At 38.4% G+C, this 21,280-nt stretch carries 19 protein-coding genes and 3 tRNA genes; 19 read left to right on the top strand and 3 right to left on the bottom strand.

Annotation, left to right across the window (positions count from 1 at the left end; all coding sequences use genetic code 11):
* Positions 1–62 precede the first annotated feature (62 nt).
* Positions 63–1,079: a UDP-glucose 4-epimerase GalE gene (gene galE / locus ACT2CV_RS00110; RefSeq protein ID WP_464973940.1), complete on the bottom strand. Its 1,017-nt coding sequence runs from the start codon at positions 1,077–1,079 to the stop codon at positions 63–65.
* 192 nt (positions 1,080–1,271) lie between these two features.
* Between galE and ACT2CV_RS00105 the strand changes: the two genes are divergently transcribed.
* From ACT2CV_RS00105 to yciH, 8 genes are all read left to right on the top strand, one after another.
* On the top strand, positions 1,272–2,603 hold the full coding sequence (locus tag ACT2CV_RS00105; protein WP_464973941.1) for an NCS2 family permease: 1,332 nt from the start codon (positions 1,272–1,274) through the stop codon (positions 2,601–2,603).
* 90 nt (positions 2,604–2,693) lie between these two features.
* Positions 2,694–3,365 (top strand): (d)CMP kinase, encoded by a 672-nt coding sequence (gene cmk / locus ACT2CV_RS00100; RefSeq protein WP_464973942.1) that lies wholly within the window; start codon positions 2,694–2,696, stop codon positions 3,363–3,365.
* Between the two features lie 116 nt (positions 3,366–3,481).
* Complete coding sequence (gene rpsA, locus ACT2CV_RS00095; protein WP_464973943.1) at positions 3,482–5,134, top strand: 30S ribosomal protein S1; 1,653 nt, start codon at positions 3,482–3,484, stop codon at positions 5,132–5,134.
* Positions 5,135–5,285: 151 nt separating this feature from the next.
* Complete coding sequence (locus ACT2CV_RS00090) at positions 5,286–5,564, top strand: integration host factor subunit beta (protein WP_464973944.1); 279 nt, start codon at positions 5,286–5,288, stop codon at positions 5,562–5,564.
* Positions 5,565–5,660: 96 nt separating this feature from the next.
* Positions 5,661–5,954: a LapA family protein gene (locus tag ACT2CV_RS00085; RefSeq protein ID WP_464973945.1), complete on the top strand. Its 294-nt coding sequence runs from the start codon at positions 5,661–5,663 to the stop codon at positions 5,952–5,954.
* Between the two features lie 2 nt (positions 5,955–5,956).
* Positions 5,957–7,150 carry a lipopolysaccharide assembly protein LapB gene (gene lapB / locus ACT2CV_RS00080; RefSeq protein ID WP_464973946.1) on the top strand — a complete coding sequence of 398 codons (1,194 nt, stop codon included), beginning with the start codon at positions 5,957–5,959 and terminating at the stop codon, positions 7,148–7,150.
* Positions 7,151–7,180: 30 nt separating this feature from the next.
* Complete coding sequence (pyrF, locus tag ACT2CV_RS00075) at positions 7,181–7,879, top strand: orotidine-5'-phosphate decarboxylase (RefSeq protein ID WP_464973947.1); 699 nt, start codon at positions 7,181–7,183, stop codon at positions 7,877–7,879.
* Between the two features lie 5 nt (positions 7,880–7,884).
* Complete coding sequence (yciH, locus tag ACT2CV_RS00070; RefSeq protein ID WP_464973948.1) at positions 7,885–8,199, top strand: stress response translation initiation inhibitor YciH; 315 nt, start codon at positions 7,885–7,887, stop codon at positions 8,197–8,199.
* A gap of 53 nt (positions 8,200–8,252) precedes the next feature.
* Here yciH and ACT2CV_RS00065 read toward each other — a convergent pair whose 3' ends face one another.
* On the bottom strand, positions 8,253–8,594 hold the full coding sequence (locus ACT2CV_RS00065) for a SirB2 family protein (RefSeq protein WP_464973949.1): 342 nt from the start codon (positions 8,592–8,594) through the stop codon (positions 8,253–8,255).
* Positions 8,595–8,762: 168 nt separating this feature from the next.
* Between ACT2CV_RS00065 and lrp the strand changes: the two genes are divergently transcribed.
* The 6 genes from lrp to ettA all read left to right on the top strand — a co-directional run bounded on the left by lrp (position 8,763) and on the right by ettA (position 17,125).
* Entirely contained in the window at positions 8,763–9,242 is a 480-nt protein-coding gene (gene lrp, locus ACT2CV_RS00060) for a leucine-responsive transcriptional regulator Lrp (RefSeq protein WP_464973950.1), read from the top strand.
* A gap of 1 nt (position 9,243) precedes the next feature.
* Positions 9,244–11,955: a DNA translocase FtsK gene (locus tag ACT2CV_RS00055; protein ID WP_464973951.1), complete on the top strand. Its 2,712-nt coding sequence runs from the start codon at positions 9,244–9,246 to the stop codon at positions 11,953–11,955.
* A gap of 16 nt (positions 11,956–11,971) precedes the next feature.
* A complete protein-coding gene (lolA, locus tag ACT2CV_RS00050; RefSeq protein ID WP_464973952.1) occupies positions 11,972–12,595 on the top strand; it encodes an outer membrane lipoprotein periplasmic chaperone LolA in 624 nt (207 codons plus the stop codon).
* Between the two features lie 65 nt (positions 12,596–12,660).
* Positions 12,661–14,004: a replication-associated recombination protein A gene (locus ACT2CV_RS00045; RefSeq protein WP_464973953.1), complete on the top strand. Its 1,344-nt coding sequence runs from the start codon at positions 12,661–12,663 to the stop codon at positions 14,002–14,004.
* An 80-nt stretch (positions 14,005–14,084) separates the two neighbouring features.
* Positions 14,085–15,377: a serine--tRNA ligase gene (gene serS, locus ACT2CV_RS00040; RefSeq protein WP_464973954.1), complete on the top strand. Its 1,293-nt coding sequence runs from the start codon at positions 14,085–14,087 to the stop codon at positions 15,375–15,377.
* Between the two features lie 77 nt (positions 15,378–15,454).
* Positions 15,455–17,125 (top strand): energy-dependent translational throttle protein EttA, encoded by a 1,671-nt coding sequence (gene ettA / locus ACT2CV_RS00035; RefSeq protein ID WP_464973955.1) that lies wholly within the window; start codon positions 15,455–15,457, stop codon positions 17,123–17,125.
* 61 nt (positions 17,126–17,186) lie between these two features.
* On the opposite strand, the gene hemL is transcribed toward ettA, so the two are convergent.
* A complete protein-coding gene (hemL, locus tag ACT2CV_RS00030) occupies positions 17,187–18,470 on the bottom strand; it encodes a glutamate-1-semialdehyde 2,1-aminomutase (protein ID WP_464973956.1) in 1,284 nt (427 codons plus the stop codon).
* A gap of 161 nt (positions 18,471–18,631) precedes the next feature.
* On the opposite strand from hemL, the gene wecA reads away from it, so the two are divergent.
* From wecA to ACT2CV_RS00005, 5 genes are all read left to right on the top strand, one after another.
* Positions 18,632–19,708, top strand: coding sequence for a UDP-N-acetylglucosamine--undecaprenyl-phosphate N-acetylglucosaminephosphotransferase (gene wecA / locus ACT2CV_RS00025; RefSeq protein ID WP_464973957.1), 1,077 nt, complete (start codon positions 18,632–18,634; stop codon positions 19,706–19,708).
* An 18-nt stretch (positions 19,709–19,726) separates the two neighbouring features.
* Positions 19,727–20,500: a chain-length determining protein gene (locus tag ACT2CV_RS00020; protein WP_464973958.1), complete on the top strand. Its 774-nt coding sequence runs from the start codon at positions 19,727–19,729 to the stop codon at positions 20,498–20,500.
* Between the two features lie 136 nt (positions 20,501–20,636).
* A tRNA-Arg gene (locus ACT2CV_RS00015) sits at positions 20,637–20,713 on the top strand.
* 28 nt (positions 20,714–20,741) lie between these two features.
* Positions 20,742–20,817: transfer RNA gene (locus ACT2CV_RS00010), tRNA-His, on the top strand.
* Positions 20,818–20,823: 6 nt separating this feature from the next.
* A tRNA-Pro gene (locus ACT2CV_RS00005) sits at positions 20,824–20,900 on the top strand.
* Positions 20,901–21,280 lie beyond the last annotated feature (380 nt).

The following is a 21,280-nucleotide window of genomic DNA, read 5'->3' as shown; positions in this document are numbered from 1 at the left end:
TGTAAATTTAGTGAGCACAAAAGGAATAAAAAGTGCGGTCAAAATTACCGCACTTTTGTAAGCTAGTCTTGATAACCGTTAGGGTTATTTTTTTGCCAATTCCAAGTATCTTTCATCATTTGTTCTAAATTACGTTCTGTTTTCCAACCTAATTCTTTGGCAGAACGAGATGCATCAGCATAGTTGATGGCAATGTCGCCCGCACGACGTGGTGCAAAGACGTATGGAATTTTAATATTGTTGGCTTTCTCGAAGGCATTTACCATATCTAACACTGAATAGCCTACACCAGTGCCTAAATTGTAAATATGTAATCCGCCGTCGTTTTCATGACGTTCAAGTGCTTTGACATGGCCAATAGCTAAATCAACCACATGAATATAATCACGTACGCCTGTACCATCCGGCGTATCGTAATCATTACCAAAAATGGATAATTGCGGTAATTTACCCACAGCGACCTGAGCAATATATGGCATGAGATTATTTGGGATACCATTTGGGTTTTCACCAATTAAACCGCTCTCATGGGCACCAGCAGGGTTGAAATAACGTAATAAGGTAATACTAAATTGCGGATCGGCTTTCACAATATCTGTCAAAATTTGCTCAACCATAAGTTTGGATGTGCCGTAAGGATTGGTTGTGCCGCCCACTTTGCAATCTTCTGTCACTGGAATAACTTCAGGATCACCATAAACAGTAGAAGATGAGCTGAAAACCAGATTATATACGCCCGCTTTTTTCATTTCTTGTACGAGCAATAGCGAACCAGTAACATTATTTAAATAATATTCAGCCGGTTTTTTTACGCTTTCACCAACCGCTTTTAAGCCAGCAAAGTGCATGACAGCTTCAATTTTATGCTCTGCAAAGATTTTTTGTAGTAATACGGTATCTAAAATATCACCTAAGTAGAAAGTAACGGATTTTCCTGTAATTTGCGCAACACGATCCAGAGATTTCGCTGATGAATTGCAAAGATTGTCTAATACCACAACTTCTTTGCCTGCGTTTAATAATTCTACAACTGTATGTGAACCAATGTAGCCGGCACCGCCAGTGACTAAAATTGCCATAATCTTTTCCTTATTCGTTGATGAATTAGCGGTAGTATAAAAACCTTTGTGCTTTTTGGCAAAGAAATAATAAAAGTGCGGTTAAAATCCGCCTATTTTTTTCAACAGAATTTTTACGCAAACGTTTACTATTTCAATGATTGAGGTAAAATACGCGCACTTTAATTTATTTCATTATATGAAGGAAAATCTATGTCTTTAGAGAAAACTTTTGAACTCTCCGCGCGAGGTTCAAGTGTTCGTCAAGAAATTATTGCGGGTTTAACCACCTTTCTTGCAATGGTGTATTCCATTATTGTTGTACCGGGAATGTTAAGCAAAGCAGGATTTCCTGCAGAATCTGTTTTCATTGCGACTTGTTTAGTGGCGGGATTGGGTTCCATTTTAATTGGCTTATGGGCAAATTTACCCATGGCAATTGGTTGTGCAATTTCCTTAACCGCATTTACTGCATTTAGTTTGGTATTGGGTCAACAAATTCCAGTGCCAGTGGCATTAGGTGCTATTTTCTTAATGGGTGTGATTTTTACAGTGATTTCTGTGACGGGGATTCGCGCATGGATTTTGCGTAATCTACCAGAAAGTATTGCACAAGGCGCAGGTATTGGTATTGGTTTATTTTTATTATTAATTGCAGCAAATGGTGTGGGATTGGTAGTAAGTAACCAAGCAGGATTGCCGGTGAAAATGGGGCAATTTACTTCTTTCCCTGTGTTAATGGCATTATTAGGTCTAGCGGCGATTATTGGTTTAGAACGTTTAAGAATCAAAGGCAGCATTTTATGGGTGATTATTGCAATCACGATTATTGGTTTAATTTTTGATCCTGAAGTGACTTATTCAGGTTTCTTCAAAATGCCAACCTTTGGTGAGAATTCACAATTTTTAAATCTTGATATTATGGGAGCCATTTTTGCTGCTGAAGGCGGTTTAAATATGGTGATTTTACCTGCGGTTTTCGCTTTAGTTATGACAGCGATTTTTGATGCAACAGGTACCATTCGCGCAGTAGCGGGACAAGCGAATTTATTAGATAAAGAGGGGCAAATTATCAATGGTGGTAAAGCATTAACCTCAGATTCATTAGGTTCTATTTTGTCAGGCTTATTCGGTACTGCACCTGCAGCCGTTTATATTGAATCTGCAGCAGGAACAGCTGTTGGTGGCAAAACTGGCTTAACAGCAGTTGTGGTTGGGATCGGTTTCTTATTGATGTTATTTTTCCAACCTTTAGCTTCTTTAGTTCCTCCTTATGCAACAGCACCAGCTTTAATGTACGTTGGTTTGCTTATGTTAAGTAATGTGAGCAAATTAGATTTTGATGATTTTATTGGTGCAATGAGTGGACTTGTTTGTGCGGTGTTTATTGTATTAACTGCAAATATCGTAACAGGGATTATGCTTGGTTTTGCAACATTAGTGATTGGACGAGTCATTAGCGGAGAAGTCAAAAAATTAAATTTAGGTACGGTCATTATTGCGATTGCATTGGTTGCATTCTACGCAAGTGATTGGGCAATTTAAATTGAATAAGGCATCGTTAAACGGTGCCTTTTTATCAAATTGACAAAGAAGAGTGCACCTTTATAATACTCAGGTTTTTATGGGGGAAATATGTCAACGATTATTACTGTAGATGGTCCAAGTGGCGCAGGTAAAGGCACATTATGCTACGCCTTAGCGGAGCGATTAGGTTTCGCATTATTAGACAGTGGCGCCATTTACCGCGTAACTGCGCTTGCTGCATTAAAAAGTGCGGTGGATTTATCTGATGAATTAGCTTTAGCACAATTAGCAAGTCAGCTTAATGTGCAATTTTTACCACAGGGTGGTGAAGTTAAAATTATGCTATCAGGCGAAGATGTCAGCGGACAAATTCGTACACAAGAAGTGGCTGAAGCTGCTTCAAAAATTGCGGTTTTTCCACTGGTTCGCAGCGCACTTTTACAATTACAAAAGGATTTTGCGACGGATAAAGGCTTAATTGCGGATGGTCGTGATATGGGTACTGTGGTATTCCCAAATGCGCAAGTTAAACTTTTTTTAGACGCAAGTGCAGAAGAACGTGCAAAAAGACGCTTTAAACAGTTGCAAAATAAAGGAATTAATGGTAACTTTGACCAGATTTTAACCGAGATAAAAGATCGTGATTTTCGTGACAGAAATCGAGCAGTTGCGCCATTGAAACCAGCTGATGATGCGTTGTTGCTAGACAGTACGCAGTTAAGTATCGAAGAGGTCATTGAAAAAGCGTTGAATTATATTCATCAACGTATTGATAAATAAAGTATTTCGGTTTTATTTCATTGGTTTATTCAAGGATGAATAGGCTTTTACTATCAACCCCACTTGTGATGGATTTATAGGTGGACGTTATTAACTTAAATTAAAGAAGATTAAATATGTCAGAATCTTTTGCTCAACTTTTTGAAGAATCATTAAAAAACCTTGAAACTCAACGTTTAGGTGCAATTATCAACGGTACTGTTGTTGCTATCGAAAAAGGCTTTGTATATGTAGACGCAGGTTTAAAATCTGAAGCACGTATCCCAGCTGAAGAATTCGCAAATGCACAGGGTGAAGTTGACGTTAAAGTTGGCGACGTAGTAAACGTTGCGCTTGATGCTGTTGAAGATGGTTACGGTGAAACTAAACTTTCACGTGAGAAAGCAGTACGTCACGAATCTTGGATTGAATTAGAAAAAGCATTCGAAGCACAAGCAAGTGTTGTTGGTTTAATCAACGGTAAAGTTAAAGGTGGCTTCACAGTTGAGTTAAACGGCGTTCGTGCATTCTTACCAGGCTCATTAGTTGACACTCGTCCAACTCGTGAAGCAGATCACTTATTAGGTAAAGAATTAGAATTCAAAGTTATCAAATTAGATCAAAAACGTAATAACGTTGTTGTTTCTCGTCGTGCAGTAATTGAATCAGAAAGCAGTGCAGATCGTGATGAAGTATTAGCGAACTTAGCTGAAGGTTCAGAAGTTAAAGGTGTTGTTAAAAACTTAACTGAATATGGTGCATTCGTTGATTTAGGCGGCGTTGACGGTTTATTACACATCACTGATATGGCTTGGAAACGTGTTAAACACCCAAGCGAAATCGTGAATGTTGGCGATGAAATCACTGTTAAAGTATTAAAATTTGATAAAGATCGTACTCGTGTTTCTTTAGGCTTAAAACAATTAGGTCAAGATCCTTGGGTTGCAATCGCTCAAAATCACCCAGTAGATAGCAAATTAACAGGTAAAGTAACTAACTTAACTGATTACGGTTGTTTCGTTGAAATTTTAGATGGCGTTGAAGGTTTAGTTCACGTTTCTGAAATGGATTGGACAAACAAAAACATCCACCCATCTAAAGTAGTTAGCTTAGGTGATGTTGTTGAGGTAATGGTATTAGAAATCGATGAAGAACGTCGTCGTATTTCTTTAGGTTTAAAACAATGCAAACCTAACCCATGGTTACAATTCGCTGAAACTCACAATAAAGGTGATAAAGTTTCAGGTAAAATCAAATCAATCACTGATTTCGGTATCTTCATCGGTCTTGAAGGCGGTATCGACGGTTTAGTTCACTTATCTGACATTTCTTGGAATGTTCAAGGTGAAGAAGCTGTACGTAACTACAAAAAAGGTGACGAAGTAGAAGCAGTTGTATTACAAGTTGATTCTGCGAAAGAGCGTATCTCTTTAGGTATCAAACAACTTGAAGATGATCCATTCAACAACTTTGTTGCAGTAAACAAAAAAGGTGCAGTATTATCTGCAACTGTAGTTGAAGCAACTGCAAAAGGCGCTAAAGTTGAATTAGCTGGTGGCGTTGAAGGTTATATCCGCGCAGCAGATTTAACAAGCGAAGTTGCAGAAGGCGATGTTGTTGAAGCGAAATACACTGGTGTAGATCGTAAAGCGCGTATCGTTCACTTATCAGTGAAAGCGAAAGATCAAGCTGAAGAAGCAGCAGCAGTTGCAAGTGTGAACAGCAAACAAGAAGAAGTTGCAGTTCCAAATGCAATGGCAGCGGCATTCCAAGCTGCAAAAGGTGAATAATTCACTTACATAAATTAAAGTGGTGTGCAAAAGCACACCACTCTTATACTAAAAGTCTTAAAAAAGACACCGCAGTTGAACAACTTAATTATACATTTTCTTATCTTAAGAATAATTACGTTGTTTTATTGATGAAAACAAGGAACATATCATGACAAAATCAGAGTTGATTGAAGTATTGGTTCAAAAGCATCCTTCTATTGGTGTAAAAGTGGTTGAGAGTGCGGTAAAAGAAATTTTAGAGCAGCTTTCCAAAACCTTAGAAGAAGGTAATCGCATTGAAATTCGTGGTTTCGGTAGTTTTTCATTACATTCTCGTAAAGCGCGTATGGGACGTAACCCAAAAACAGGCGAGAGTGTTAAACTTCAAGCGAAGTCTGTATTACATTTTAAAACGGGTAAAGAATTAAGAGAACGCGTAAATAAATAAGAACCCTCAAAAATAAATGGTAAACGGCACTATTAAAGTGTCGTTTTTTGTTTTTATTTTTGGCATAATGGAACAGATTTAACAAAGGGGAATGTTATGTTTAAATATCTTTTAGGATTTGTTATTGCTTTAGCAGTGGTGCTTGTTGCTATAACGGTTGGAGCGAATAATGATCAAGTCATAAGCTTTAATTATATTATTGCGGAAAATGAATTTAAGCTATCAACACTCGTAGCGATTTTGTTTGGCTTAGGATTAATTTTAGGTTGGTTAATTACCGGTATTTTCTACCTAAAAATTCGAATTAAAAATATGGCATTATCTCGCCAAATTAAGCGTCAAACTCAACAAATTAATGAATTAACAGCAAGTCTTAATAAGGCTGCTTAATAATGATTGAATTACTCTTCCTACTTTTACCTATTGCTGCCGCATATGGCTGGTATATGGGACATCGTAGTGCAAAAAAAGATCAGGAAGATGTGAGTAATAAACTCTCCCGCGATTATGTCGCGGGTGTTAATTTTCTTTTATCAAATCAAACTGAAAAAGCCGTCGATTTATTTTTGCACATGCTGGAAAAGCAGGAAACCGAAAATGACATTGAGCAAGGTTCTCAGTTTGAGGCAGAATTGACCTTAGGTAATTTATTCCGTTCGCGTGGTGAAGTTGATCGTGCATTACGTATTCATCAAGCACTAGACCGTAGTCCTAATTATTCTTTTGAACAAAAATTACTGGCAAAACAACAATTAGCAAAAGATTTTATGTCGGTAGGCTTTTTTGATCGTGCTGAAAGTCTATATATTATGTTAGTTGATGAACCTGATTTTGCAGAGGGGGCATTACAACAATTAGCTGTTATTTACCAAAAGACGAAAGAATGGAAAAAAGCGGTAAATGTCGCTGAAAAATTAGCGAAAATATCGCCTAAAGAAGATAATATGGAATTGGCGCAATATTATTGTGAATATGCGCGTAGCATCATGTCAGAGAATAAAGAAAAAAGCCAAGCTATCCTTGAACAAGCATTAAAGGTTTCACCAAGTTGTGTTCGAGCTTCTATCATGCTGGGCGATCTCTTTATTCAAGAGAAAAATTGGCAAAGTGCGGTGCCTATTTTAGAAAATGTATTACATCAAAATCCTGATTATATTGGCGAAGTATTACCAGCTCTCAAACATTGTTATCAACAATTACAGCAATTAGAGTCTTTTGAATTATTTTTAATTCGGGCGAATCAATTGAGTGCCAGTAGCAGTGTTGATTTAGCTCTTGCTGATTTAATTGAGCAAAAAGATAGTCGAGCTACTGCACAAAGCAAAATTTATCAACGAATGGCAACTCACCCAAATATGTTTTTATTTCATCGTTTTATTCAATATCAAATTGATGATGCAGAAGAAGGACGAGCCAAAGACAGTTTGACCTTATTACACAAAATGGTGGGAGAACATATTAAGCAAGGATTTGATTATCGTTGTACTAATTGCGGTTATCAAAGTCACAAATTAATTTGGTGTTGCCCTTCTTGTCGCCAATGGGAAAGCGTTAAACCAACGCGAGGAACTGAGAATTTAAATTAAACTTATCATTTATCATAAAGGATATTCAGTATGGATAACAAAATTATTGTTGCACTTGATTATGAAACTGAACGTGAAGCATTAAGCTTGGTAGATCAAATTGATCCGAGCTTATGCCGTTTAAAAGTAGGTAAAGAAATGTTTACTACTTTAGGCACAAACTTTGTCAAACAATTACATGAACGTCAGTTTGATGTATTCCTTGATTTGAAATTCCATGATATTCCAAATACTGTTGCAAGAGCAGTGCGTTCTGCGGCTGATTTAGGCGTGTGGATGGTTGATTTGCATGCAAGTGGCGGTTTACGCATGATGGAAGATGCAAAGAAAATCTTAGAACCTTATGGTAAAGATGCGCCTTTATTGATTAGTGTAACGGTATTAACCAGTATGGAAGATTTGGATTTACTGCAAATTGGGATTAATGCATCGCCAATGGAGCAAGTGATTCGTTTAGCTCATTTAACTCAACGTGCTGGGTTAGATGGCGTGGTTTGTTCGCCACAAGAAGTGGAAATTTTACGTAAAAACTGCGGTGAAAATTTCAAACTTATTACACCGGGAATTCGTCCTGTTGGTAGTGAATTTGGTGATCAACGTCGTGTTATGACTCCTGCTGCGGCAGTTCGTTCTGGATCCGATTATTTAGTAATTGGTCGCCCAATTACACAAGCTGAAAACCCTGCAGAAGTATTACGTTCTATTAATGCTTCTTTAGCAAATGTTTAATTGTTATGAATAATTTAGTTTATTCCACTGAAGTTGGGCGGATTAAGCAAGAAAAACCTCAAACGGAGCGACCGAAGGGTGATGGTATTGTACGCATTCAACGCCAAACCAGTGGACGTAAGGGAGCGGGTGTGGCTGTTATTACAGGATTAGATCTTGATGATAATGCACTTAAATTGCTTGCTGCCGAATTAAAAAAACGCTGTGGATGTGGTGGAGCAGTCAAAGACGGAAACATTGAAATTCAGGGCGATAAACGTGAATTATTAAAACAATTACTGGAAGCCAAAGGGTTCAAAGTCAAATTGGCTGGAGGCTAAAAAGAGAGAAAAAGAAACCGCACTTTTATTGTGCGGTTTCTTTTTATGTGTAATTAATGTGAATAGCCAAGATAAATAGCACTGATCAAACTGAGGATTGCTAATAAAAAGAAAATAGGTTTAGGTTGTACCGCTTTTTTGCTAAACCATTTCACAGCAAAAAATACGTAGGCAACAAAGCAAGCAATTTTAGCTGCAATCCACAAGTTAAAGCCAAAGAAATAAACTAAAGCGACAGCGGTAGTTAGCAATAAGGTATCTGCTAAGTGCGGTAATATTTTCAATAGTTTTATTGCACGCCAGTCTTGTTTAGACAGTTGCATACTGCCGCGAATAATTAATAGCAATAAGCATAAGAAAGCACTTGCTATATGTAATAAGATAAGGTTTGACATAATAACTCCAACAGAAAATTGGCATTATAGAGAAACTGTAATGTGGGATCAAATGTTATTATCAGTGATTTTTTAGCCAATAATTGATTTTATAATATGCTGATATTTTATCTTAAAATAGTGTATTATATGGCTATTTTACAATTAATGAATAATAGGTGAACTTTCATGGAAAAAAAATTGCCTAAGGCTTTTGATGCCATTGATTTGAAAATTCTTGATGAATTACAACGTAATGGGAAAATCTCTAATATTGATTTATCCAAAAAAGTGGGCTTATCGCCAACACCTTGTTTGGAACGAGTAAAACGCTTGGAAAAACAAGGTGTTATCATGGGGTATCGTGCTTTATTAAACCCAGAATTATTAAATGCGCCTTTGCTAGTGTTGGTTGAAATTACACTTACACGTGGTAAACCTGATGTATTCGAAGAATTTAATGTCGCGGTGCAAGAATTAGATGATATTCATGAATGCTATCTTGTGTCAGGTGATTTTGACTATTTGTTAAAAACGCGTGTGGCTGATATGGCGGCTTACCGCAAATTATTGGGTACAACCCTGTTGCGTTTACCTGGAGTAAATGACACAAGAACTTATGTCGTCATGGAAGAAGTGAAACAAACCAATTATTTACAATTGAAATAATATGATCAGAAAAATAACAGAGGGCTTTACACCAAGGCAATATTTGGTGGAATTTTTATTTTTTTTAACCGCACTTTTCGGCTTTTATTTAATTATTGCTTGGTCTAGTTACAGCCCTTTTGATAGTGCATGGTCTGTATCTAGCTATCAATTAGAGGTGCAGAATAAAGCAGGAAAATTAGGTGCATGGTTGATTGATCTCTTTTTCATGCTCTTTGGTTATGTGGGAAATTTATTGCCTTTCTTATTGACCATTGCCCCAATTTATTTTATTCGAACCAAACGTGTGGACAGCTTGACTTGGACGCGCTTTTTCTTGCGTATGTTTGGCTTTGTGGCGTTAATGATTGGCTTAACTACGCTATCTAGTTTGTTGTTTCAAAATACCAATATTCATTTATCTGGCGGTGTGCTTGGTAGTTACTTAGTTAAGTCTATCTTGCCAAGTTTAGGCAAATTCGGTCTGCTTTTATTGGCGATTGTATTTAGTGTGGTGGGTTTCATCTTTTGTTCAGGTGCTTCTTTAATCCGTCTCATTGTCCGTTTTTATAATTGGCTCACCCTGAAAAATGAAGATCCAATTGAACAGAATGACGTGTTGCCACAAGAAGCAGAAATAGTTGAAGTCAAAACACCGGTGCAAGAAGATTTATTTGATACTCAACCTTCAACATATCATGTAGAAAATATTGAACCAGAGAACATTCATCCACAGCAGGAAACAGAAGTGGTGAATACGGAATATGATGATATTAAACTGCACGATTTTTCTTCGATTGATATTACAGAAAATCAGTTGCCTGAAGTACGTATTTCAACAGCAGAAGTCAGTGATTCATCAGCACTGGCACCAAGTTGGATGAAACCTTTGGAAGACACGCCGCAATCTACTTTTGTTCCAGTGCTACCAATAGAGACAGAAACAGAGGTTGAACAAGATAATCCAATTCCTGAAGTGAGATTAGCGCCAACCAAGCCGCTTAGTCCGCTGGAAACTAACGAAAATTCCACCGCACTTGATGATCTTTCTCGTGATTTAGCCGCACAATTTGCTCAACAAGAAACTGAGAAAGAACAAACTCGTTTACAACGCGCAGAAGAAATGGGCATTAAGTTGGATGTGGCAGAGCCTGTTATTGAACCTGAACCGACAAATAATGGTTTGCGTACAATTCCAATTGATAAATTAACAGAATTGTTTGGTGATCATCAATCCAAACAAAAGCCACTAACTGATTTACCAACATTAGATTTATTGGATAAGCGTGTTGTTCAACAACAAAATATTTCACCAGAGCGGATACAAGAAACCTCAAGACGCATTGAACAACAGTTGCAGAATTTTAAAATCAAAGCGATTGTGAAAGATGTTTTGATTGGTCCTGTGGTGACTCGTTATGAATTGGAATTGCAACCAGGCGTAAAAGCGTCAGCTGTGAGTCGAATTGATACGGATCTTGCTCGCGCGTTAACATTTAAAGCTGTTCGTGTTACAGAATCTATTCCGGGTAAACCTTACATTGGTATTGAAACCCCAAATCAAAACCGTCAAATTGTGCCTTTACGTGATGTGTTGGATAGTGAAGAATTTCGACAAAGCAAGGCATTATTGCCACTGGCATTAGGGAAAGATATTAGCGGTCGTCCGATCGTCATTGATTTAGCCAAAACGCCGCACTTATTGGTTGCCGGTTCGACAGGTTCGGGGAAATCGGTAGGGATTAATACCATGATTTTAAGTTTACTTTTCAGAGTGAAGCCTGAAGAAGTGAAATTTATTATGATTGACCCGAAAGTTGTGGAGCTATCCATTTACAATCATATTCCGCATTTATTAACTGAAGTTGTGACGGATATGAAAAAAGCAGCAAATGCACTGCGTTGGTGTGTTGAAGAAATGGAGCGACGTTATCATCTTCTTTCTTGTTTGCGTGTGCGTAATATTGAAGGCTATAACGAACGCATTGATAGCTATCGTAATGAGGGAATTGCGATTCCAGATCCATTATGGAAACCAGGCGATACCATTGATGCCACCGCACCAATTTTAGAACGAATGAGTTATATTGTTGTCATAGTGGATGAGTTTGCTGATTTAATGATGCAAGTGGGTAAACAAATTGAGGAATTGATTGCTCGTTTAACCCAGAAAGCGCGTGCAGTTGGTATCCATGTGATCCTAGCAACACAGCGCCCATCTGTCGATGTGATTACGGGGTTGATTAAGTCGAATATTCCAAGTCGTATCGCTTTTACCGTTGTTCAGCGTAATGATTCCAGAACTATTTTGGATCAAAATGGTGCGGAAGCTTTGCTTGGAATGGGGGACATGTTGTATCTCGGCAATGGCACAACGGATTTGGTGCGTATACATGGTGCCTTTATGTCCGATGATGAGGTGGCAAGAATTGCAGATGATTGGCGTGCCAGAGGAAAACCAAATTATATTTCTGCTATTTTGGAAAGCGCAGATGACAACGAAAATTCAGGCGATGATTTGGGTATTGATTCCGATGAATTAGATCCTTTGTTTGACCGCGCTGTAGAAATTGTGGTGAATACGGGCATGACCTCAACCTCTTTTATTCAGCGTCGTTTAAAAGTTGGCTTTAACCGCGCAGCAAATATTATGGAGCAATTAGAAGAACAAGGTATTGTTTCTGAAATGCGCAATGGTAAACGTGAATTACTTTCACGTAGTCCTGATTTTTAATGAATAGGAAAGTAGAATGAAAAAAACATTACAAAAATGCACCGCACTTTTAGCTCTTGCTTTAGCAGCACCTTTGGCTTTAGCGGATGCTGCATCGGAATTGCAAATGCGTTTGCAAAAAGTGTCGGTGTTTAGTGCGGATTTTAACCAGAATGTTAGCTCGGCAGATGGTAAGCAAGTACAACAAGGTGCTGGTAAAATTCAAATCAAACGCCCTAATTTGTTTAGAATGGATAATAAATCACCACAAGAAAGCCAAATTATTTCAGATGGTAAAACGCTGTGGTTTTACGATCCTTTTGTAGAGCAAGTTACAGCGAATTGGGTAAAAGACGCGGTCAATAATACGCCATTCGTGCTATTAACCAGTAATGATGCGAGTCATTGGAATCAATATTCTGTAACACAAAATATGGATACCTTTGTCCTCAAACCAAAATCTAAAAAAAGCAATATCAAACAATTTGATATTCGCATTGATAGCAATGGTGTATTAAAAGGATTTAGTACTATCGAAAAAGATGGACAATCTAATTTGTATATTTTAAGAAATATTCGTAATGATAATATTGCTGACAACATTTTCCAATTCACAGTGCCGAAAGGTGCAGAGTTTGATGATCAGCGCAAGAAAAAATAATATCGTATAGAACAATAAAAATGGTGTGAGATTTCTCTGCCATTTTTATTTTATAGGGAAGTGAAATGCCAAATTTCAGCTTAGATTTTAGTGAAGATGATTTTCGTCCACTGGCAGCTAGAATGCGTCCGCGGAATTTAGAGGAATATTGCGGACAATCGCATTTAATTGGCGTGGGTAAGCCATTACGTAAAGCCATTGAAATGGGGCACCCTCATTCAATGATTTTTTGGGGACCTCCGGGAACAGGCAAAACAACCTTAGCTGAAATTATTGCTCACCATATTAATGCTGAAGTGGAACGCATTTCGGCGGTAACCAGTGGCGTGAAAGAAATTCGCGATGCCATAGAACGAGCCAAGCAACATCGTTTCGCAGGACGTTCAACCATTTTGTTTGTTGATGAAGTTCATCGTTTTAATAAAAGCCAACAAGATGCCTTTTTGCCACATATTGAAGATGGCACCATTATTTTTATTGGTGCGACAACAGAAAATCCTTCTTTTGAATTAAACAGCGCTTTACTCTCTCGCGCGAAAGTATATGTGCTGAAACCGCTGAGTTCTGCGGAAATTCTTCAGGTTTTACAACAAGCCATTGCGGATAATGAACGTGGTTTAGGAAAAGTGCGGTTGGATTTTGAGCAGAATTTATTGCAAAGCTTGGCAGATTATGTGCATGGTGATGCTCGTTTAGCACTGAATTGCTTAGAATTAATGGTGGATATGGCGGATGAAAATGAGCAAAAAGTGAAATTTTTGCACCGCACTTTATTAACCGAAATTTTAGGTGAATCGCAAGCTCGTTTTGATAAACAAGGCGATCGCTTTTATGATCTGATTTCAGCCCTACATAAATCTGTTCGAGGATCATCGCCAGATGCAGCATTATATTGGTATGCTCGCATTATTACTGCGGGTGGCGATCCACTTTATGTCGCAAGACGCTTGCTTGCTATTGCCTCGGAAGATGTGGGAAATGCAGATCCTCGCGCAATGCAAGTCGCTTTAGCTGCTTGGGATTGTTTTACGCGAGTGGGAGCAGCAGAGGGCGAGCGAGCCATTGCTCAAGCCATCGTGTATTTAGCTGTAGCACCGAAAAGTAATGCCGTATACAAGGCTTTTAATGCGGCGAAGCAAGAAGCTAAACAAAGTGCTGATTTTGATGTGCCATTACATTTACGTAATGCACCAACAGCATTAATGGCAGAACTTGGTTATGGTGCTGAATATCGTTATGCACATGATGAGCCCAATGCTTATGCTGCTGGTGAAAATTATTTCCCTCCTGAATTAAAAGATCGCCAATATTATTTCCCAACAGATCGTGGCTTGGAAATAAAAATCAAAGAAAAACTAGATTGGCTACGCGAACAAGATCAAAAAAGTCATAAAGTGCGGTGGAAATAGTCCGTATTCTAGCTAGTTTATTTTTGTAATACGTTATAAAATAACGCGAATATAGCGTTAATTATGAATAGGAACAGTATATGATCGATCCAAATTTATTGCGTAATAATCTTGAGGAAGTGGCACAACAGCTAAAATTAAAACGTAATTTTGAGTTAGATGTGGCTAAAATCACTGAATTGGAAGAACAGCGTAAGGCATTACAAATCAAAACAGAAACCTTACAAGCTGAGCGTAATGCGCGTTCCAAAGTGATTGGTGCTGCCAAAGCTCGTGGCGAAAATATTGAAGTGCTATTAGCTGATGTAGACAGCATGGGTATTGAATTAACCCAAGCAAAAGCCTTATTAGAAGACGTGCAAGAAGAGTTAATGAAAATTGCATTGACTATCCCAAATTTACCAGCCGATGAAGTGCCTTTAGGTAAAGATGACTCAGAAAATAAAGAAATTTTACGTTGGGGAACGCCTCGCCAATTTGATTTTGAGATTAAAGATCATGTTAGCCTTAGTGAAGAATTAGCGGGTGGTTTAGATTTCGCGGCTGGTGTGAAATTAAGTGGTGCACGTTTTGTGGTTATGAAAGGACAAATTGCTAAAATGCACCGCGCTTTATCGCAATTTATGCTTGATTTACACACTGAACAACATGGTTATTTAGAAACCTATGTGCCTTATTTAGTTAATCACGCGACCTTATATGGAACAGGTCAATTACCTAAATTCGGCGAAGATTTGTTCCATACTAAACCATTAGAAGGTGAAGTGCCTTATGCGCTTATTCCAACTGCTGAAGTGCCAGTAACCAATTTAGTGCGTGATGAAATCATTGATGTGGAGCAATTGCCAATCAAAATGACGGCACATACTCCTTGTTTCCGTTCTGAAGCGGGGTCTTATGGTCGTGATACGCGCGGTTTAATTCGTATGCACCAATTTGATAAAGTGGAATTAGTGCAAATTGTTGAACCTGAGAAGTCAATGCAAGCCCTTGAAGAATTAACAGGTCATGCAGAGAAAGTATTGCAGTTATTAAATCTTCCGTATCGCAAAGTCTTACTTTGCACTGGCGACATGGGATTTGGTTCTTGCAAAACCTATGATTTAGAAGTTTGGGTACCAGCACAAAATACGTATCGTGAAATTTCTTCTTGTTCAAATATGTGGGATTTCCAAGCACGCCGTATGCAAGCGCGTTGTCGTGCAAAAACTGACAAGAAAACTCGTTTAGTACATACCTTAAATGGTTCTGGATTAGCGGTGGGTCGTACTTTGGTAGCTATTTTAGAAAACTACCAAAATGCAGATGGCAGCATTACGGTGCCTGAAGTATTACGTCCATATATGGGCGGTTTGGAAGTCATTGGTAAGTAACCGATAACCAATTTTCATTAAAAAGTGCGGTGAAAAAGACCGCACTTTTTCCATTATTTATTATTGAGAGATTGATTATGTCATCACAATTTGTTTATACGATGCACCGAGTTGGCAAAGTCGTGCCACCGAAGCGTCATATTTTAAAGGATATTTCTCTGAGCTTTTTCCCTGGTGCAAAAATTGGGGTGCTTGGTCTAAATGGTGCAGGTAAATCCACTTTACTTCGCATTATGGCGGGTATTGATAAAGATATTGAAGGGGAAGCGCGTCCGCAACCGGGGATCAAAATTGGTTATTTACCACAGGAGCCAAAATTAGAACCTCAGCAAACGGTGCGTGAAGCTATTGAAGAAGCCGTTTATGAAGTAAAAAATGCGCTAACACGTTTAGATGAAGTTTATGCATTATATGCTGATCCTGATGCAGATTTTGATAAATTAGCAGCGGAACAAGCAGAGCTTGAGGCGATTATTCAAGCTCATGATGGACACAATTTAGACAACCAATTAGAGCGTGCTGCTGATGCGTTACGTTTGCCAGATTGGGACGCTAAAATTGAACATTTATCAGGGGGCGAAGGCCGCCGAGTTGCACTGTGCCGTTTGTTGCTTGAAAAACCGGATATGTTGTTATTAGATGAACCAACCAACCACTTAGATGCAGAATCGGTAGCTTGGTTAGAGCGTTTCTTGCATGACTACGAAGGTACTGTAGTGGCAATTACCCACGACCGTTACTTCTTAGATAATGTGGCAGGTTGGATCTTAGAGCTTGACCGCGGTGAGGGTATTCCTTGGGAAGGCAACTATTCCTCTTGGCTAGAACAGAAAGAAAAACGTTTAGCACAAGAGCAGGCTGCTGAATCGGCACGCCAAAAATCCATTGAGAAAGAGTTGGAGTGGGTTCGCCAAAATCCAAAAGGTCGTCAAGCGAAAAGCAAAGCCCGTATGGCACGCTTTGAAGAGCTTAACAGTGGCGAATACCAAAAACGTAACGAAACCAACGAACTCTTTATTCCACCTGGCCCACGCTTAGGTGATAAAGTGATCGAAGTGCAGAATTTAACCAAATCTTACGGCGACCGCACCTTGATCGACAACCTTTCTTTCAGCATTCCGAAAGGAGCGATTGTGGGTATTATCGGAGCGAACGGAGCAGGTAAATCCACCTTATTCCGTATGCTTTCAGGGCAAGAAAAACCAGATGCAGGCTCAATTACCTTGGGCGAAACTGTTGTAATGGCATCGGTGGATCAATTTAGAGACGCAATGGATGACAAGAAAACTGTATGGGAAGAAGTTTCTGGCGGTTTAGATATTATGAAAATCGGCAATTTTGAAATCCCAAGTCGTGCTTATGTAGGACGTTTCAACTTCAAAGGCGTGGATCAACAAAAACGCGTCGGCGAATTATCGGGCGGCGAACGTGGTCGTTTACACTTAGCAAAACTGTTGCAAGTGGGCGGAAACGTATTGCTACTGGACGAACCGACCAACGATTTAGATGTGGAAACCTTGCGTGCGTTGGAAAATGCGATCTTAGAATTCCCAGGCTGTGCGATGGTGATTTCCCACGACCGCTGGTTCTTAGACCGTATAGCTACCCACATTTTAGACTACGGCGATGAAGGCAAAGTGACCTTCTACGAAGGTAACTTCACAGACTATGAAGAGTGGAAAAAGAAAACTTTTGGTGCTGATGCCACTCAGCCACATCGTATCAAATACAAACGTATTGCTAAGTAAATGTGTAAATAAAAAATCCAACCTGTTGTGGTTGGATTTTTTTATGGTTGATAAATTGTTATTAAGTTAAAGCTGCAAATGCTTTATTCGCAGCCGCTAAAGTGCGGTCAATATCTTGTTCGGAATGAGCAAGAGACATAAAGCCAGCCTCGTAAGCTGATGGAGCGAGGTAAATACCTTGCTCTAACATTAAATGGAAGAAACGATTAAATTTATTTGCATCGCATTTCATCACATCTTGGAAATTATTAATTTCTGTTTGCTCGGTAAAGAATAAACCAAACATGCCGCCTACGTATTGTACGGTAAATGGTACATTATGTTTATCTGCGAGTGCTTTTAAACCTAAAGCCAGTTTTTCGGTTTGTGCAGCTAATTTTTCTTGATTGCCTGCTTTAGATAATTCAGTTAAACAAGCTAGACCAGCAGCCATTGCAATTGGATTACCGGACAGAGTACCCGCTTGATAAACAGGACCTGTTGGTGCGATATGTTGCATAATTTCTCGTTTACCACCAAAGGCGCCAACAGGCATTCCTCCACCGATAATTTTACCTAAACAAGTCAGATCTGGCGTTACGCCATAATAAGATTGGGCGCCACCTAGAGCAACGCGAAAGCCCGTCATTACTTCATCAATAATAAATACTGATTTATATTGATCGCAAAGTTCACGTAATCCCTGAAGGAAGTTGTTTTTAGGCGGAATACAGTTCATATTGCCTGCAACAGGCTCAACGATGACGCAAGCAATTTCATCTGGATATTGCTCAAAAGCGGCTTTAACCGAATTAATATCGTTATAGGTGCAAGTAATAGTGTGCTTAGCAAAATCAGCTGGCACCCCAGGGGAACTAGGTTGCCCCAATGTTAACGCGCCGGATCCTGCTTTGACTAATAACGAATCGGAATGGCCATGATAACAACCTTCGAATTTAATGATTTTATCTCGTTGCGTGTATCCTCTTGCTAAACGAATAGCGGACATTGTTGCTTCTGTTCCAGAGCTGACCATTCGCACTAATTCAATAGATGGTACTAACTTACAAACTAATTCGGCTAATGTAATTTCTCCTTCAGTTGGTGCGCCAAAGCTTAAACCGTTAGGAATAGCATCTTGAACCGCTTTAATGATCGCTGGATGATTATGACCTAAAACCATAGGTCCCCAAGAACCTACATAATCAACATATTGTTTGCCATCACTATCTGTAATATAAGCGCCTTCCGCTTTTTGAATAAACACAGGTGTTCCGCCTACGCCTTTAAAGGCTCGAACTGGCGAATTTACTCCACCAGGAATAACCTGTTGAGCACGACTAAAAAGTGCGGTTGAATTTGACATTGTTTTTCCTTCTTTTTGCGTATGTTCAATAAATATGGTCATATTGTACTGTAATTTTATGAATATTTTGCTGTTTTATAAAAAATATTCTGCAATTCAATTTGATTAGTGATATTCTTTGCAAGAATTTTTTATGTTTATTTTTAAGGCATTAATAAGGTATGTGGCTAGATTTAGGATTAACATTTTTAGCGGCTTTCTGCACAATTCTCATTATGCGTCCAATTGCAATTGCCGTTGGTTTAGTGGATAAGCCGAATTATCGTAAACGTCACCAAGGCGCAATTCCATTAATTGGGGGAATTTCGTTATTTGTCGGTAATCTTTGTTTCTACCTTTTGCAATGGGATCAAACAAAGCTCCCTCAACTGTATTTGTTTAGTGTTTTCGTCTTATTAGCCATTGGGGTATTAGATGATCGTTTTGATATAAGTCCATTTTTGCGCGCTGGAATTCAAGCAATATTATCCGTATTAATGATCTATTATGGACGTTTGTCGCTGGATCACTTAGGACAAATTGTGGGGCCATTCAAATTCACGCTAGGTTCAATTGGCGTAGTTATTACAGTATTTGCCACCATTGCCATTATTAATGCATTTAATATGATTGATGGCATTGATGGTTTATTAGGTGGACTTTCCAGCGTGACTTTTGCTGGTGTCGGAATTTTGATGTACTTGGATGGACAAAAAGATTTAGCACTATGGTGTTTAGCCTTAATTGTCGCGATTATCCCTTATGTGATGTTTAATCTTTGTATCCCTTTTGGTAAAAAATATAAAATTTTTATGGGGGATAGTGGCAGTACGCTCATTGGTTTTACTATTATTTGGATTCTGCTCCTGAGTACCCAAGGTAAAGGGCATCCAATGAATCCCGTAACTGCTTTGTGGATTATTGCTATTCCATTAATTGATATGGTGGCGATTATTATTCGACGAGTCCGTAAAGGGAAAAGCCCTTTCCGACCTGACCGTTTACATGTTCATCATCTAATGGTTCGTTCAGGACTTACTCATCGACAAGCATTCTTAGTGATTACTTTTATGGCGGCACTTTGTGCAGGTTTTGGTATTTTAGGGGAAATTTATTATATTAATGAATGGCTAATGTTTATTTTGTTTATTGGCTTATTCTTACTCTATTCTTATTCCATTACAAAAGCATGGAAAATTACGCGTTGGGTTCGACGTCAACGCCGTCGCGCATTACGTAAAGCGAAAATGGCGCAATAATTTTAAGGAAAAATTAATATGACGTTTTTGAAGAATATTTTAACGATTTTATTATTATCGGCTATTGGTGCAGGCATTGGTTATGGCGTAAATTCGCTGAAAAAAGAGCAGTGGCAAGCAGAAGTGCAACTTGAAAAACCAAGAGTTGAGCAATTAGGTACATATTATTCGCTTTCTTCTATGTATCAAACGTTAACAGAAGATAAAACAACAGAAAAAGACACCGCACTTTTGGTGTATTCAGCCTTCAAAAAACAAGCGCAATCCTACGACCATCTCCAAACTTTCTGGCAAAATCAGGAATTTTATAAACAACGTCAAACGAATATGCCAGAAAGAGATGCGGCTTTATTACAGGAATTAATTGAAAATACAAAATTTATCGCAGGTGATGAAGGCCAACATATTCCAGATAGTATTCAGATTACTTTAGATAATCCTAAGCAAGCAGTGGAAGTACTCGCAAATTTTGTTGACTATACTAGTTCGACTGCAAAATCTGTACTTTATAATGAATTAATTATTAAATGGAAGAATTTATTTAATCAGATTAATTTAGCTGTAAAAGCAAACCAGAATAATTCCTCTCAAGATGCAGAGAACTGGTCAGCAAAATTAAATATGATGAAGTCTGTTTCACCTTTAGATGATAAGTTAGTTGCTTATTATTATATTAAATCGCCAACTCAACCCATCCAGCCGGTATTTGATGGCATTTTGTGGATAGCAGCTGGCGCTGGTATTGGTTTATTATTTGGATTGCTATTTATTTTTCTTCGTAAAAAGAAGTAATATGCATTGAGAAGATAAATTCTAAACAAATCGAACAAATTAGCAGCTAATGAGTGCGCAAAGTTAAAAAAAGTAAAAAAAGTACTAGACAAGATTTCGAGAAATCATTAATATACGCCCCGCAACGACGCAATGTGCGCTCGTAGCTCAGTTGGATAGAGCGTTGGCCTCCGGAGCCAAAGGTCGCAAGTTCGAATCTTGTCGAGCGCGCCAGGAGACAATGCAAACAGCCAATTCAATGGTGGCTATAGCTCAGTTGGTAGAGCCCCGGATTGTGATTCCGGTTGTCGTGGGTTCAAGTCCCATTAGCCACCCCATCTTATCGGCGAGTAGCGCAGCTTGGTAGCGCAACTGGTTTGGGACCAGTGGGTCGTAGGTTCAAATCCTATCTCGCCGACCACTTTCTTTCATTTCTTCAAGCTAATCAAAAATCTAAATCAATCATTTCATCTGATTTTATAACATAAAAAAAGCGCGGTATAAATTTACTCATTTTTTGCCTTAGGTAAAATTTCAGACTACATCTTAAAAAGTTAAAAATACACCTCGTTTTGATGTGATTTCCATCGTTAAGATTAAAAAACCATCATTCGGTAAGTGAAACCTAAAAAAATAATAAAAAACACTTGCAAGGAACAAAAATATTCCTATAATGCACCTCCGCAACGCAAGGTAAGCAATGTTGAAAAATTAAGTGAAAAAAAAGCTTAATTTTTTCTTGACGAGAAAATCTGAAAAAGATATTATTTCAAACCTTGCTGAATGCAATTGTTCTTTAAA

Source organism: Reella acinonychis (genome assembly GCF_052384575.1).
In the GTDB taxonomy this organism is placed as follows: domain Bacteria; phylum Pseudomonadota; class Gammaproteobacteria; order Enterobacterales; family Pasteurellaceae; genus JBQSUQ01.
The sequence above is the reverse complement of the archived record's forward strand: the minus strand, read 5'-3'. Positions and strand labels throughout refer to the sequence as shown.

Bases quoted from the DNA above. Each gene is read 5' to 3' on its own strand.
- galE (WP_464973940.1), bottom strand. From the start codon at position 1,079: ATGGCAATTTTAGTCACTGGCGGTGCCGGCTACATTGGTTCACATACA.
- ACT2CV_RS00105 (WP_464973941.1), top strand. From the start codon at position 1,272: ATGTCTTTAGAGAAAACTTTTGAACTCTCCGCGCGAGGTTCAAGTGTT.
- cmk (WP_464973942.1), top strand. From the start codon at position 2,694: ATGTCAACGATTATTACTGTAGATGGTCCAAGTGGCGCAGGTAAAGGC.
- rpsA (WP_464973943.1), top strand. From the start codon at position 3,482: ATGTCAGAATCTTTTGCTCAACTTTTTGAAGAATCATTAAAAAACCTT.
- ACT2CV_RS00090 (WP_464973944.1), top strand. From the start codon at position 5,286: ATGACAAAATCAGAGTTGATTGAAGTATTGGTTCAAAAGCATCCTTCT.
- ACT2CV_RS00085 (WP_464973945.1), top strand. From the start codon at position 5,661: ATGTTTAAATATCTTTTAGGATTTGTTATTGCTTTAGCAGTGGTGCTT.
- lapB (WP_464973946.1), top strand. From the start codon at position 5,957: ATGATTGAATTACTCTTCCTACTTTTACCTATTGCTGCCGCATATGGC.
- pyrF (WP_464973947.1), top strand. From the start codon at position 7,181: ATGGATAACAAAATTATTGTTGCACTTGATTATGAAACTGAACGTGAA.
- yciH (WP_464973948.1), top strand. From the start codon at position 7,885: ATGAATAATTTAGTTTATTCCACTGAAGTTGGGCGGATTAAGCAAGAA.
- ACT2CV_RS00065 (WP_464973949.1), bottom strand. From the start codon at position 8,594: ATGTCAAACCTTATCTTATTACATATAGCAAGTGCTTTCTTATGCTTA.
- lrp (WP_464973950.1), top strand. From the start codon at position 8,763: ATGGAAAAAAAATTGCCTAAGGCTTTTGATGCCATTGATTTGAAAATT.
- ACT2CV_RS00055 (WP_464973951.1), top strand. From the start codon at position 9,244: ATGATCAGAAAAATAACAGAGGGCTTTACACCAAGGCAATATTTGGTG.
- lolA (WP_464973952.1), top strand. From the start codon at position 11,972: ATGAAAAAAACATTACAAAAATGCACCGCACTTTTAGCTCTTGCTTTA.
- ACT2CV_RS00045 (WP_464973953.1), top strand. From the start codon at position 12,661: ATGCCAAATTTCAGCTTAGATTTTAGTGAAGATGATTTTCGTCCACTG.
- serS (WP_464973954.1), top strand. From the start codon at position 14,085: ATGATCGATCCAAATTTATTGCGTAATAATCTTGAGGAAGTGGCACAA.
- ettA (WP_464973955.1), top strand. From the start codon at position 15,455: ATGTCATCACAATTTGTTTATACGATGCACCGAGTTGGCAAAGTCGTG.
- hemL (WP_464973956.1), bottom strand. From the start codon at position 18,470: ATGTCAAATTCAACCGCACTTTTTAGTCGTGCTCAACAGGTTATTCCT.
- wecA (WP_464973957.1), top strand. From the start codon at position 18,632: ATGTGGCTAGATTTAGGATTAACATTTTTAGCGGCTTTCTGCACAATT.
- ACT2CV_RS00020 (WP_464973958.1), top strand. From the start codon at position 19,727: ATGACGTTTTTGAAGAATATTTTAACGATTTTATTATTATCGGCTATT.